Source organism: Flavobacterium ginsengisoli (assembly GCF_029625315.1).
Classification (GTDB): Bacteria; Bacteroidota; Bacteroidia; order Flavobacteriales; family Flavobacteriaceae; genus Flavobacterium; species Flavobacterium ginsengisoli.
Genome location: NZ_CP121110.1, coordinates 1,221,076 through 1,233,841 on the forward strand (window position 1 = coordinate 1,221,076; position 12,766 = coordinate 1,233,841).

The following is a 12,766-nucleotide window of genomic DNA, read 5'->3' on the forward strand; positions in this document are numbered from 1 at the left end:
CAAATTTGGCAGACAAAATAACAGCGTAAAACCGCTTTTTTAAGGAAGAAATTTACCCAAACGACATTTTTTGATACTGAAACGGATGGGTTTTGTTGTGCCACGAAGGCGCTAGGGCACAAAGTTTTTTTTAAGAATAAATGAAAGGAAATTTCACAAAGACGGAGAGTCACAAAGTTTTTTTGCTACGAATTCACGAATTTTCTCTAATTAAATTGTTTTATGAAATACTGTGAATACAATTTCTCGAATTTTTATCAGCAAGAATGGCAAAACATATAGTTTGTCTTTTCGACAAAGGAGAAATGACAAAAAACGAGAGTAAAACATCGCAACTTCAAGAAATAAAATTAGCGGAAATTAGTGTAATTCGTGGCAAAACAGAAAACCTTAGAATCTCAGCATCTTAGAAACTTAGAAACTTTCTTATCTATCCATCCACTGCTTAAAGAAAGGAGTTTTTTCACGACTGATGATTACCTCGCGTTCGGGATCTAGTCTAAGTTGGATTTTTAATTTTGCGTTGAAATAGTTTGCAATAGATTTAATGCTTTCGGCACGAATGAAAAACTGGCGGTTAGCGCGGAAAAAGATATTCGGATCTAATTCTTGCTCCAGTTCTTCCATAGTTTGCGGAATTGAGATAATGACACCAGATTTAAGAAACAAATTACTGGTTTTAAACTCAGAATATATAAAGTCGATATCTGAAACGTCTACACTTTTATAGCCGTCACGATACGTTACCAAAAAACGCATTCTAAAAACTGGTTTTTCGATCAGTTCTTTTAGGATTCCTGCGATATTGGTTACGCTAGATTCGTTTTTATTTAAAGATTTGAATTTAGCTAGGGCAAACTCCAACTCCGTCTTTTCAATGGGTTTCATCAAATAATCGATGCTGTTTACCTTAAAAGCACGAATTGCATATTCGTCATAAGCTGTAGTAAAAATTACAGGACAAGTGATGTTGATTTCATCAAATATAGCAAAACTAAGTCCGTCTGCTAAACGAATGTCCATTGTAATTAAATCGGGTTTTGGGTTAGATTTGAGCCATGAAACAGTATCGACAACCGTGTCAATTATGTCTAAAATTTCACAATTGGGTTCTAGTTCTTCCAACAGTCTCTTTAACCTGCTGGCGTTAATGCTTTCATCTTCTACAATTAAAATTTTCATAATTCTTAAATTAATGGCAGATGCACTTCATAATAGCCATTTGATTCGCTAAAAGTTGGCATTCTTTCAGATAAAATTTTATAACGAAATTCAATGTTTTTATTTCCAATTCCTGTTGAAACCAGACTTTTTCCAGCTGTTTGCCGCAAGTTATTTCGAACAATAATATCTCCAGAATTAGAGAAAACAGTAATCGTAAGCGGATTGGCCAAAGTTGCCATATTATGTTTTACGGCGTTTTCTACCAATAATTGCAACGTTAAAGGCGGTAAATGAAGTGCAAGCGAAGCAGCGTCAACCTCAATTTTTAAATCTATTTTTTCGCCCAATCTTTTCTTCAGCAAATAAAAATACGCATTCAAGAATTCGATTTCCTCTTTTACTGTAATGGTATCTTTATTTGAGTTCGAAATCATATAACGATATACTCTCGTTATATTTTCTAAGAACGAAGTCGCTTCTTTCTGATCTTCATAAATCAGCTCTGTCAAAGTGCTGAAATTATTGAATACAAAATGCGGATCTAACTGCATTTTAAGAGATTCTAATTTTGAACGCGTTACCGCTTCTTGAAGTTCAGAGGCTTTAACCTTTAATTCTGTTGTTTCTATAGCATTTAAACGCCATCTGTTTAATAGAAATATTCCAGTATGAATGGCACTTATAAAAAGCGAAATAATTGCGGCCATAATTTTAGACTGCCATATTACAACCAAATCATTTTCTTCTAAAGCAGTACATGGATATAAATAATCCCAAAGGCAAGAGAAAAAATAGTTTAAAAGTATATTTCCGGCAATAAGACAAATAAACTGTGCTATTGCTCTAAAAGCCGGATTTTGTTCCCAACTGATGTAGTAATTTAATTTGCGCCCAACAAACAAAGTTAGTTCTGTAAGGATGGCGCAATACAATAAAATAATGAAGATATCGAAGGTCTGATCTAAATCGAGCAAACCTTCTTCTTCAAAATTTCGGTACGGATTTAGAAAATAATACGAAGAAAGATAGACCAAAAAAACGGCTGGAATTACTATAACCCTGTAGTATTTATAGAAAAAATTCTTGCCCGATTTTTTATTTTGGTTCTTTCTACCCATTAATTCCCTCAACTGTAAAATTGAAAAATCCTATCTTATTAGTGTTCAACAAGAACACCCTCTTCTTTTTTGTTTGCTTTTATGGTAGCAACTGGATTTTTCTCACGCATAACGCCCCATTTCAGACACGTTGCACCCCAAGAAAAACCTGCACCAAAAGTAGTAATCAATACATTTTGACCTTCTTTGAAATCAGCCGCAAAATCCCATAAACATAAAGGAACTGTTGCCGATGTTGTATTTCCGTAACGGTCAATATTTACTTTTACTTTATCAGAATCAATATTTAAACTTTCGCCTACAGCATTAATAATTCTCAAATTGGCTTGATGTGGCACAACCCAATCAATTTGAGTTGCTTCCAAATCATTCTTTGCCAAAGCATCTTGAGAAACTTGGCTCATTGCTCGCAACGGCTCTCTTAAATACAAAAGCTCCGTCTTGTTTTAAATAATGCGTTCTGTGCAAAAGACTCTGCATAGAAGTTGGGTTTCTAGAACCTCCAGCCGGTACAGCCAAAGAAGAAACTCCGCTTCCGTCAGTTTTTAAAATCGTTTTCATTAAACCGTACTCAGATTCTGTTTTTTCTAACAAAACCGCACCTGCTCCATCTCCGAAAAGAATACAAGTATTACGATCTTCATAATCTACGATAGAGCTCATTTTATCAGCCCCAACGATGATTAATTTCTTATAACGTCCGCTTTCGATCATATTTGCTCCCATTTCTAGCGCATATAGAAATCCGCTACAAGCTGCGTTCATGTCAATCCCAAAAGCATTTGTAAGTCCGCTTTTATCGCAAACAATACTTGCAGTTGGTGCTAAAATGTGATCGGGAGTTGCTGTTGCGACAAGCAAAGCTTCAATCTCGTTCCGATCTACGTTATAATTTTCGAAAAGATTTTCAATCGCTGCCGCAGCAAGATCAGATGTTGCTGTGTCGTCGTCTGCGATTCTACGTTCTTTAATTCCAGTTCTTTTAATGATCCATTCCTCCGATGTATCAACTGTTTCTGAAATCTTTTTATTGGTCAGAATTGATGATGGTACGAAACCACCTATTGCTGTAATTACTGCGCTCATTGTTTTTTATTTTTTTAAGCTTTGTACTCTTAGAACCCAATGCTTAATACTTTTCTCTTCTTTTTACAGTTTCTTTAGAACTGATGCAGGAAAGACAATTGCATTCCTAAAAAGCCGATTAAATCTGCTGACAATAACTTTTCTGAGAAATATTGTTTTAAAAACCTGAACAAACCAAAAAGATTATACAAAATCCAATTAAAATAAATTAAAAATATACACCAAGTGTTCTCTCGGTATTACTTGGTATATAATCTTTAATTTATCTTATTTTTAAAATCATATAATGCTGTTTCAGTTTGTAGATAACTCTCAATTGTAGCTGTTGCCATACTGATAAAAAACCTATTTGCATTTAAATTTTTAGAGTGCCACAAAATTAATTTAAAAAAATCTGAAACTAGCAGACAATTAAGAATAATTAACAAAACTGCCTCAAATGTTAAAATATAATTTTGAAATTCGGCAACAAACGCTAAAAATTATAGAATCCCTAAAATCAAAAAAAATCTGTTAAAATTTATTCTGATAAAATTTCTTCAAAAAAACCTTGTAATTTTTATATCATTATTTTTAAATCAAATCAATCTTTAATAATTCGGAAACGACAATAATGGAATATCAAGCCCTGTCGCCAAAATCCTAGTTTTACTTCTATGAACCAAAGAATCCCAAAAACCGTATTTTTGAGGTACCATAATCAGTAAATCGGCCTCGTAATTCTTAATTTCTTTTCTGATTTCGTTAATAACAGCGTTCGATCTTACCGTTTTATAAAGATATTTTACATCTTCAAATTCTTTTTCGATATTCGAATTCATTAAAACCCTGTGTTGTTCTTCTTTTAAATCGTCTAATTTTTCGTCTACACTAAAAAACTCAATTTCTGCACCAAAATCTCCCAAAGCATTTTTAATCCAGCTAAATTTCTTAATAGCCGAAAAACTCAAACTATCGCATGCATATAATACTTTTTTGATATTTAAGAAATGTGCATTTTCAGGAACTGCCAAAACGGGAATTTGAAGATTCTTAATTGCCGTTGTAGTTGAATTTCCTAATAATTCCTGTTCAAAAGAACGTTCGGCCATTCCCATTACAACTACATCTGCGTTTGTTTCTGCAATAATTTTCGGAAGTTCATCTTCCAAAAAAGAATACGTACAGATTGCTCGCTGTTTCGATTTTAAACGAATCGGCCATTTCTTTAGCTAAGTTTTCTAGTTTAGAAATCGCTCTTTCAATCTGCTTTTGCATTGCATCTGCAGTTATATGAGAGTTAGCACTGTGCACACTCAATGAAAATGAATTAAATAAAACCAATTTTGCGCCTGTGGCTTTGGCAAGTCCAGCGGCATAATTAACTGCATTAGTGGCGATGGCAGAAAAATTTGTTGCGGCGATTATAGTAAGAGGTGAATTCATAGAATATAATTAAACTTTCTCGCAAAAGTGCTCAAATAAAGGCTTCAATCTTTTTTTATATAACCGAATAATCATTTTTAACGACTCAACCGTAAAATTTCATTCCTGAAAAAACAGCCTTTCCTTTTTTGTTTCTTACTTTAAAAAACAATAAAAATTATTGAAGCGAACCGTTTTAATATTTAGTAATTTTACTATTCGTTAAAAAATTAGGTTCAAGCATGAAAACCAAAATAACAGAATTACTAGGCATTGAGCATCCCATTTTACAAGGCCCTATGGGAGGCGGTTTTTCTACAGCTTCACTTTTGGCAGCTGTAAGCAACGCAGGCGGATTGGGCAGTTACGGCGCTTATACGCTCACACCAGAAGAAATTCGACAAGCCGGAAAAGAAATCAAACTTGCCACTTCTAAACCTTATAACATCAATTTATGGGTTAATGATGTTGACGAAAGTCTTATAAATTATCCAAAAGAGAAATTAGAAAAGTTAAAACATAATTTTAAACCTTACTTTGATGAATTAGGAATTTCGCTTCCTGATTTATCTTCTGATATTCCTTCTAAATTTGAAAAACAAGTAGAAGTTTTATTCGAACTCAAACCTGCTGTTTTTAGTTTCATTTTCGGAATTCCGTCAAAAGAAATTCTTCAAGAAAGCAGAAAACTTGGAATAAAAACCGTTGGTGCTGCCACAACATTAGAAGAAGCACTTGCACTAGAAGATGCCGAAGTAGACGCAATTGTCGCCGCAGGATTTGAAGCTGGCGGACACAGGCCAACGTTCTTAAAACCTGCTCAAGATTCTTTTACAGGATTATTTAGTCTCATTCAACAATTAAAAGCAAAAACCAAAACGCCAATTATTGCTCGCTGGCGGAATTATAGATGCTAAAGGAATCGCCGCCGCTATGACTTTAGGTGCTGATGCTGTCCAATTGGGAACTGCTTTTATGGTTACCGACGAATCTGCTGCTGTACCTTTACATAAAGAAACATTGTTTGCAAACCCCAATATTCCGACAACAATTTCAAAATCGCTTACAGGGAGAATGGGCCGAATGGTTTGCAATAAAATATCTGACACTGTTCCTTTTGAATCTGAAGTGCTTCCTTTTCCGCTTCAAACTAGATTAATGGCTTCTTTAAAAACTGCCGCTTTAGCTCAAGAAAGAACCGATTTAGTAAATTTCTGGTCGGGACAAAACACAAGCAATTTAAAATACCATAAAGCCGGCGAGTTGATGCAGGCTTTAATTGCTGAAATGTCTGCTTAGTTTTTTTAACGCAAAGTGCGCAAAGGTTCTTTTTTATGTAAATGCTGTAGATTTTAAGTTAGCAAAGTTCTCACTAGACTTAAAGCTTTGTGCTCAGACTTTTTCAAATCTAGCAGAGTCACAAAGGAATTTTTTTAAGCCACATATTATTGTGATTAAAGGAATTTGTCTCTCGCAGATTTAGCAGATTTAACAGATTTTTTTCATATTTAAAAATATAATCTGCTCAATCTGCCAAATCTGCGAGAAATAAAAAGACTTTGCGACTCTGCGACTTTGCGAGATTAAAAAATATAATATTTCCACACAAAGCTTTGCGAACTTAAAACACTATCAAAATCAAAAGAAAACCTTAGCGCACTTTGCGTTAAAAAACACCACCCCACTCCCTGTCCAGTTCGCCTCAAAGTTTGTCCGTTTCACCAAAATTCTGATTTCGATTTTAAAGCTTTCAACGCACATTTGTACCGTTAAATAACTTTAAATATCAAAATCATGAACTCAAAAACAACAAAAATTATCTATTGGACAGGCGCAGTATTAACTTCTTTATGGTTTGGCGCAAGCGGTTTCTTCGAATTAACAAACAATCCATTGGTTTGGGGAATTACACAACAATTGGGTTATCCAGCACATTTCATTTATATCCTTGGCGTTTTTAAAGTAGCTGGTGTTATTACACTTTTAATTCCGAACAAATTATTACGATTAAAAGAATGGGTTTTCGCAGGCGTATTTTTCGATATCATCTTTGCTTTCTTTTCAAAAATTGCCGTTTTAGGTTTTGGCGCTGCAACAGATGCCATTATTGCCTTTGTAATGGTAAGCGTAACGTATGCTATGTACAGAAAACTGTATACAGCAACTTATACTCCATCAGCAATCAATTAAAACAAAACTACATTAAAATAAAAATGCCTAATAATTGATATTAGGCATTTTTATTATTTCTTACTCTAATACAAACTAAGATGAAAAAGATCATTCTAATTCTCTGTTTTATACTTTCAGCTTTGTTTTTTATAAGCTGTTTTATGTTTCCCGGATTATAAAATCAAACCAATTAGTTTATCTCAGAAAATGGTAAATTAATTGGTTCTATCGGTTTTCTAACCAGCTTAAAAATGCGGTTGCTTTTTCTTTTCCAACCAATATTTTTTCTTCTGTCGGAACACTTAATTTCACGATTATTTTACGCGAAAAATAATGTTCTGCTTCACGAATGGCCGAAAAATTAACCAAATATTGTCTGTTGATTCTAAAGAACTGTATTGGCGATAAAAGCTTATGAATTTCATCTAACGACTGTGTTAACGGATATTCGTTTTTATCTAAAGTCATAATCGTTGGCGTTTCGTTTTTGATAAAGAAAAACGCAATATTCTCCGTTAAAACGGTTTGATATTTGTTGTTTTTGAAAACTAAAAAACTGCTTTTACCTTTATTTTCACCAGTTCTAGTCAACAAATAATCAAAATCGGGCATGGCTTTTTTGTTTCTCTGAAAGAAGTTTTTCAGTTCTCCCGCTTTCTTTAAAGCCTGCGAAATACTATCTCTCGAAAAAGGTTTCAAAACATAATCAATTCCGTTTGATTTGAAAGCTTCGATCGCATAATCATCAAAAGCAGTACAGAAAATTACAGGCGACAAAACCTCAACATTCTTAAAGATCTCAAAACACTGACCGTCTGCCAGCTGAATATCCATAAAAATAAGATCTGGCTGATCGTTTTCTAAAAGATAATCTACTGCGCCGTCAATGCTTTGTATATATGACAAAATCTGAACATCGGGTCTGATGCTCAGAATTAATTGGCCAAGCGCTTTGGCTGTTTTTACTTCATCTTCAATTATTATGATAGTCATAATTTAGGGGTATTTTTACTTTAAAGGTAGTTTCGTCTTTGTCAATTTCGATTTCTTTATGAATCAGGTGCATAAAACGCTGGTTGATATTATCTAAACCAACACCTGTAGAAACGGCGCCTCTTTTGAGCTGAATTTTATTTTCAACTACCAAAAACTCGTTTTCTGTATAAAGTCTTATTTTTAAAGGTTTGTCTAAAGAAACTACATTGTGTTTGATGCAGTTTTCAATCAATAACTGCAAAGTAAAAGGCGGAATTGCCGAATCGTACTGTTTTGGATCAATTTCGTTTTCTAAGACAAATCCGTCTTCAAAACGTGCTTTTAGCAGATATACATACGAATCTAAAATTTGAAGTTCTTCGCGAAGCGGAATCAAATCCATTTTTCGGCTTTCTAGTGTAAAACGATAAAAATCAGATAATTTCAAGATAAAATCAGAACTCTGCGGATCTTGGATATCGACCATAGATTTTAGCGTATTCAAACTATTAAACAAAAAATGCGGATTTACCTGCTGTTTCAATAATTCGTATTGAGCACCGAGATTTACTGCTTTTGTACGTTCTAGCTCAACTCCCATTTGCTGCGTTTGATAGTTCTGAAAAAGCAAATGCAAAAACATATAGACAATAAGGTTAATCAAAACACCGCGAAGTTCAAACATGATTGGAGCATCCATTTTTGAAACCTGAAATAGTTCCTGATGCGCAATTACAAGAATTACCATTAAAACTATCCCCAGAATAACACTCAGTAAAAGTTTCCAGTTAAAGAGACTTTTATTGGCATGATTGGCAGAAAACTTTGGCAAACTGTAAATGTTGTAATACCATATAAAAAGGGAAAACAACAGCGTAATCGAAGAATTTATAATAAGGTCTCCAGGTGTAGAATCGGCATCAAATAATTTAGGTATCGAAGCCATAACTGCCAAGGCAATCGAACTTCCCCAAATGACTTTGAGCGAAACCTGAAAACGTTTTGTTTTTTCCATATTGTAATTGGTTTGTTATGATCAAAGATAAGTTTATTTGAAAAAGATTTCACGCAGATTTTTAATGATTTTAGGAGATAAGTGCAGATAAACTTTAATCTCGTAAAACTTTATTTTCTCATTTTTTGTCATCCCGAGGAACGAGGAATCCCCGCAAGTAGCTCTACAAAGATTGTCGATTTTGTTTGCGGAGTTTCTTGTGGAGATCCCTCGTTCCTCGGGATGACAAACTGTGTGGAAAAACTAGGAGTAAAAAACTTGGTTCTTTGAATCGGTGAATTTCTCTCGCAGATTTAGCAGATCTAGCAGATTTATTTTTATCTGCATAATCTCCAAAATCTGCGAGAGAATTAATCTAAGCCTTCTTAACTCCAAAAATAGTACCTGAATTCATATCTTGAACAAAACCAATGATTTCGAAATCCTGCGCATTATAATTTTTAGGAAGATGAATCACCGCTGTACCTTTTTTGGCTTTATTTAAATCTACAGATTGCAGATTACGAACAATTTGATAATGCGATAAAACTCGATTAGCATTCTCGCCTCTTTTTACATTACTTTTAGCTTCTTTCTGAACAACTGCAAGCAATAAACGGCTGTTTTTTGAAGTGCCTTCGACATTATAATTTACAGAAATTAAATTTTCATTTTGACTTGGCTCTAAACTTAAACTTGCTAAAGCTGGTTTAGAAAGTGCCGATTTAATTCCGTTTCGCAGGCTCGTTTCCTGAGAACCGATATAATCAGTTTTTCCGTTAATGATTACTTGAGGCGTGTAGATTGGTTCTTTTCCTAAAAATTGAGCATAATCGTATTGTCTTTTGGTAAAATCGGCATTACTGAAAATATCTTTCCAACCTTGTTTGTCCCAATAATCGACATGATACGCCAATACATAAACGTTTTTATCACGGTATTCATTCTGAATTCTTCCCAACAATTCATCTGCTGGCGGACAACTCGAACAGCCTTCTGAAGTGTATAATTCTAATAGTGCAAAACCTTTTGAATTATTTTGACTAAAAACGCTGTTTCCAATTAAAAAAAACAGCATAACAAAGCCACTTAAAATTTTTATCTTTTTCATAATTAAATTTATTAAACCTGACAGGTTTTAAAAACCTGTCAGGTTTGTTAAGAGTAGAGTTTTCGAATCAACTCATAACTCATAATTCATAACTTAAAACTATTATAGAATATTAATCTCAACATTTATATTTCCTCTCGTTGCTTTAGAATATGGGCAAGTCTGATGTGCTTGTGCCGCCAAAGCTTCTGCAGTTTGAATATCAATTCCAGGAAGGCTGATATTTAATCTTGCCTGAAGCGAATATTCTCCTTCCGTTACGCATAAATCTACTTCGGCGTCTACAGCGGTTTCGGCTGGAAGTCGAACCCCAAGTTTAGAAGCCGCAATTCCTAAAGCTCCAATAAAACAAGCCGACCATCCTGCAGCAAACAACTGCTCCGGATTTGTTCCGGGCGTGAAGATCCCGGCGCGCTTAATTTAATATTCAATTGTTCGTCTGAACTTTGAGAAGCTCCTTCTCTACCGCCTGTTGTGTGTGTTTTTCCTGTGTATAAAACTTTTGTGTCCATGTTATTAATTGTTAATTGTGAATTATTAATTGTAAATTTTTATATGCTTAATGTTATTGCTTTGTGGAATGTTAAAGTGAGTGAGAATAATTAACCATTCACCATTTACAATTCACCATTATTTAGATACGTCAATTATCGCTTGTGCAAACGCTTTTGGATCTTCTTGCGGAACGTTGTGTCCGATTCCTTTTAGAATTCTGTGTTCGTATTTTCCAGTGAATTTGTTTGCGTACGCTTTTCCATCCGCGAAAGCGCCATCAAAATCACTTCCTATTGTAATGGTTGGAACTTTAATCTCTGGTTTTGCGACAAGGCGTTTTTCTAGATTATCGTATTTCGCTTCACCTGCTTCTAGAGATTGTCTCCATCTGTAATTGTGAATCACAATTGCTACGTGATCTGGATTGTCAAAAGATTGAGCGGTTTGATCATAAGTTGCTTTGTCGAAATTCCATAACGGAGAAGCGATTTTCCAGATTAGTTTATTAAAATCGTAAGTGTTTTGTGTGTAACCTTGTCTTCCTCTTTCGGTTGCGAAATAATATTGGTACCACCATCCTAATTCAGCTGTTGGAGGAAGCGGTTTTAAGTTTGCTTCTAAGTTCACAACCAAATAACCACTTACCGAAACCAAACCTTTTACGCGTTCTGGCCAAAGTGCCGATACTACAACCGCTGTTCTAGCACCCCAGTCGAAACCACCAATTACTGCTTTGTCAATTTTAAGGGCATCCATAAAAGCGATAATATCACTTGCTAAAGCTGCTTGCTGACCGTTTCTGAAAGTGTCTTTAGAAAGGAAAGTCGTTGTTCCGAATCCGCGTAAATAAGGTGTGAAAACGTGGTATCCTTTTGCAACCAAAATCGGAACGACTTCATTGTAACTGTGAATATCATAAGGCCAGCCGTGAAGTAATATTACTGGAGTTCCGTTTGATAGACCTGCTTCGGTATAACCTACGTTTAATAATCCAGCGTTGATTTGTTTTAATGTTCCAAGTGAACTGCTTACTTCAATTGTTTGTTGTTTTGAAGTTTGTGCTTGAGTGAAAGATGCATTCATAAAAAGAATTGCGATTAAAATATTTGATAGTGTTTTCATAATTTTTATTATTTGATTAGTTGATTATCAGTTAATTTCTTTGTCAAAGGTATTTTGACAATGCTTGTTTTAAAAGGTAAAAAAAGGTGAAGTGGACAAAGTTGAGGGTGAAATGGACAGGCTTTAATTTGGGATAATTTTAACGCAAAGAGCACAAAGGATTCGCAGAGAACACAAAGATTTTTTTGAGTTGAAACTAAGTTTTTTTTAAGTTCACAAAGCTGTATAAATAAAACCTTGCGACTTCGCTACTTTGCAAGATTAAAAAGCCCAAGATTCACACAAAGCTTTGCGAACTTAATGTCTATTGACATTCTCCTTAAACAGAACTTAGCTTCCTTTGCGAAAATCCTTTGCGCTCTTTGCGTTAAAAAACTACCCGCATTTCAACTTGAAACTATTTTTTCATAGTCAAAATGGGTTTTCCTTTTTCTACGATATAAGTCGCCAGTTCTGATGCTTTAGCATTTGTATTATTTTTAGCCGAATGCACAACGCCCGCTGGAATAAAAAGCACTTCTCCTGCTTTTAGTGTCACTGGCTCTTCACCTTCGATCTGATATTCCAGCGAACCTTCAACCACATAAATAACCTCTTCGCCTGGATGAGAATGTTTGCCGAAAGCCGCATGTCCTTCAAAATCGATTCGTGCCTGAACCATTTCTTTTCCTAGAGTACTTAGATCATGTTTTTGCAAATCGATGCGTTTTACTCCTTGTGCCGCAATCTGATTCGGAACTAAAAAGGCAATAATTCCTAAAACAATAATTGCGATTATAACCCATGTTTTTTGTTTTTTCGTTTCCATAACTTCTGATTTAAATTATTTGTTTTCGTTAATTTCTTTGTCAAAAGTATTTAGATAACCCTTCTTACGAAATCAGAAAATAGGTGAAACGGACAAACTCTAAGGTGAACTGGACAGTGTGTGAGTTGTGATTTGTAAGATGTGAAATGTTTGAGGTTTAACCGCAAAGCACGCAAGTTTTTTTGCTTATAGGAATTTTATAAAAACGCAAAGAACGCAAAGCTTTGTTTTTATTTTTTTTTGCCACAGATTATTAGGATTATAAGGATTATCTAATCTGTGGTAATCTGTGAAATCTGTGGCTATAATAAAAATTC

Annotated in this window: 15 protein-coding genes; 3 read left to right on the forward strand and 12 right to left on the reverse strand. The window is 34.5% G+C overall.

Annotated features, from left to right (window positions below; translation table 11 throughout):
• Nucleotides 1-426 precede the first annotated feature (426 nt).
• The 6 genes from P5P87_RS05565 to P5P87_RS05585 all read right to left on the reverse strand — a co-directional run bounded on the left by P5P87_RS05565 (nucleotide 427) and on the right by P5P87_RS05585 (nucleotide 4,793).
• The gene (locus tag P5P87_RS05565; RefSeq protein WP_198855880.1) at nucleotides 427-1,182 is read right to left on the reverse strand and encodes a LytR/AlgR family response regulator transcription factor; all 756 of its coding nucleotides are present in this window, start codon (nucleotides 1,180-1,182) and stop codon (nucleotides 427-429) included.
• 5 nt (nucleotides 1,183-1,187) lie between these two features.
• Entirely contained in the window at nucleotides 1,188-2,282 is a 1,095-nt protein-coding gene (locus P5P87_RS05570; RefSeq protein WP_278021849.1) for a sensor histidine kinase, read from the reverse strand.
• Nucleotides 2,283-2,320: 38 nt separating this feature from the next.
• The gene (locus P5P87_RS25830; RefSeq protein ID WP_340696654.1) at nucleotides 2,321-2,686 is read right to left on the reverse strand and encodes a 3-oxoacyl-[acyl-carrier-protein] synthase III C-terminal domain-containing protein; all 366 of its coding nucleotides are present in this window, start codon (nucleotides 2,684-2,686) and stop codon (nucleotides 2,321-2,323) included.
• Nucleotides 2,649-3,368, reverse strand: a complete 720-nt coding sequence (locus P5P87_RS05575) for a 3-oxoacyl-ACP synthase III family protein (RefSeq protein WP_340696655.1) — start codon at nucleotides 3,366-3,368, stop codon at nucleotides 2,649-2,651. Before P5P87_RS05575 ends, P5P87_RS25830 begins: the two co-directional genes overlap by 38 nt.
• Nucleotides 3,369-3,958: 590 nt before the next feature.
• A complete protein-coding gene (locus P5P87_RS05580; protein ID WP_278021850.1) occupies nucleotides 3,959-4,519 on the reverse strand; it encodes a universal stress protein in 561 nt (186 codons plus the stop codon).
• Nucleotides 4,509-4,793 (reverse strand): universal stress protein, encoded by a 285-nt coding sequence (locus P5P87_RS05585; protein ID WP_278021851.1) that lies wholly within the window; start codon nucleotides 4,791-4,793, stop codon nucleotides 4,509-4,511. The genes P5P87_RS05580 and P5P87_RS05585 overlap by 11 nt, the downstream gene beginning before the upstream one ends.
• Nucleotides 4,794-5,014: 221 nt before the next feature.
• Between P5P87_RS05585 and P5P87_RS05590 the strand changes: the two genes are divergently transcribed.
• The 3 genes from P5P87_RS05590 to P5P87_RS05600 all read left to right on the forward strand — a co-directional run bounded on the left by P5P87_RS05590 (nucleotide 5,015) and on the right by P5P87_RS05600 (nucleotide 6,962).
• Entirely contained in the window at nucleotides 5,015-5,689 is a 675-nt protein-coding gene (locus P5P87_RS05590) for an NAD(P)H-dependent flavin oxidoreductase (protein WP_278021852.1), read from the forward strand.
• Nucleotides 5,661-6,071: an NAD(P)H-dependent flavin oxidoreductase gene (locus tag P5P87_RS05595; RefSeq protein WP_278021853.1), complete on the forward strand. Its 411-nt coding sequence runs from the start codon at nucleotides 5,661-5,663 to the stop codon at nucleotides 6,069-6,071. Before P5P87_RS05590 ends, P5P87_RS05595 begins: the two co-directional genes overlap by 29 nt.
• Nucleotides 6,072-6,566: 495 nt before the next feature.
• Nucleotides 6,567-6,962: a DoxX family protein gene (locus P5P87_RS05600; protein WP_198855885.1), complete on the forward strand. Its 396-nt coding sequence runs from the start codon at nucleotides 6,567-6,569 to the stop codon at nucleotides 6,960-6,962.
• Nucleotides 6,963-7,169: 207 nt separating this feature from the next.
• Here the strand turns inward: P5P87_RS05600 and P5P87_RS05605 are convergent, their stop codons facing one another.
• The 6 genes from P5P87_RS05605 to P5P87_RS05630 all read right to left on the reverse strand — a co-directional run bounded on the left by P5P87_RS05605 (nucleotide 7,170) and on the right by P5P87_RS05630 (nucleotide 12,449).
• Nucleotides 7,170-7,937, reverse strand: a complete 768-nt coding sequence (locus P5P87_RS05605) for a LytR/AlgR family response regulator transcription factor (RefSeq protein WP_278021854.1) — start codon at nucleotides 7,935-7,937, stop codon at nucleotides 7,170-7,172.
• On the reverse strand, nucleotides 7,918-8,934 hold the full coding sequence (locus P5P87_RS05610; protein WP_278021855.1) for a sensor histidine kinase: 1,017 nt from the start codon (nucleotides 8,932-8,934) through the stop codon (nucleotides 7,918-7,920). Before P5P87_RS05610 ends, P5P87_RS05605 begins: the two co-directional genes overlap by 20 nt.
• Nucleotides 8,935-9,289: 355 nt before the next feature.
• Nucleotides 9,290-10,024, reverse strand: coding sequence for a DUF1223 domain-containing protein (locus tag P5P87_RS05615; RefSeq protein WP_278021856.1), 735 nt, complete (start codon nucleotides 10,022-10,024; stop codon nucleotides 9,290-9,292).
• 102 nt (nucleotides 10,025-10,126) lie between these two features.
• A complete protein-coding gene (locus P5P87_RS05620) occupies nucleotides 10,127-10,399 on the reverse strand; it encodes an Ohr family peroxiredoxin (RefSeq protein WP_340696656.1) in 273 nt (90 codons plus the stop codon).
• A gap of 255 nt (nucleotides 10,400-10,654) precedes the next feature.
• On the reverse strand, nucleotides 10,655-11,641 hold the full coding sequence (locus P5P87_RS05625; protein WP_278021857.1) for an alpha/beta fold hydrolase: 987 nt from the start codon (nucleotides 11,639-11,641) through the stop codon (nucleotides 10,655-10,657).
• 397 nt (nucleotides 11,642-12,038) lie between these two features.
• The gene (locus tag P5P87_RS05630; protein WP_278021858.1) at nucleotides 12,039-12,449 is read right to left on the reverse strand and encodes a cupin domain-containing protein; all 411 of its coding nucleotides are present in this window, start codon (nucleotides 12,447-12,449) and stop codon (nucleotides 12,039-12,041) included.
• Nucleotides 12,450-12,766: the final 317 nt, after the last annotated feature.

Bases quoted from the DNA above. Each gene is read 5' to 3' on its own strand.
- P5P87_RS05565 (WP_198855880.1), bottom strand. From the start codon at position 1,182: ATGAAAATTTTAATTGTAGAAGATGAAAGCATTAACGCCAGCAGGTTA.
- P5P87_RS05570 (WP_278021849.1), bottom strand. From the start codon at position 2,282: ATGGGTAGAAAGAACCAAAATAAAAAATCGGGCAAGAATTTTTTCTAT.
- P5P87_RS25830 (WP_340696654.1), bottom strand. From the start codon at position 2,686: ATGAGCCAAGTTTCTCAAGATGCTTTGGCAAAGAATGATTTGGAAGCA.
- P5P87_RS05575 (WP_340696655.1), bottom strand. From the start codon at position 3,368: ATGAGCGCAGTAATTACAGCAATAGGTGGTTTCGTACCATCATCAATT.
- P5P87_RS05585 (WP_278021851.1), bottom strand. From the start codon at position 4,793: ATGAATTCACCTCTTACTATAATCGCCGCAACAAATTTTTCTGCCATC.
- P5P87_RS05590 (WP_278021852.1), top strand. From the start codon at position 5,015: ATGAAAACCAAAATAACAGAATTACTAGGCATTGAGCATCCCATTTTA.
- P5P87_RS05600 (WP_198855885.1), top strand. From the start codon at position 6,567: ATGAACTCAAAAACAACAAAAATTATCTATTGGACAGGCGCAGTATTA.
- P5P87_RS05605 (WP_278021854.1), bottom strand. From the start codon at position 7,937: ATGACTATCATAATAATTGAAGATGAAGTAAAAACAGCCAAAGCGCTT.
- P5P87_RS05610 (WP_278021855.1), bottom strand. From the start codon at position 8,934: ATGGAAAAAACAAAACGTTTTCAGGTTTCGCTCAAAGTCATTTGGGGA.
- P5P87_RS05615 (WP_278021856.1), bottom strand. From the start codon at position 10,024: ATGAAAAAGATAAAAATTTTAAGTGGCTTTGTTATGCTGTTTTTTTTA.
- P5P87_RS05625 (WP_278021857.1), bottom strand. From the start codon at position 11,641: ATGAAAACACTATCAAATATTTTAATCGCAATTCTTTTTATGAATGCA.
- P5P87_RS05630 (WP_278021858.1), bottom strand. From the start codon at position 12,449: ATGGAAACGAAAAAACAAAAAACATGGGTTATAATCGCAATTATTGTT.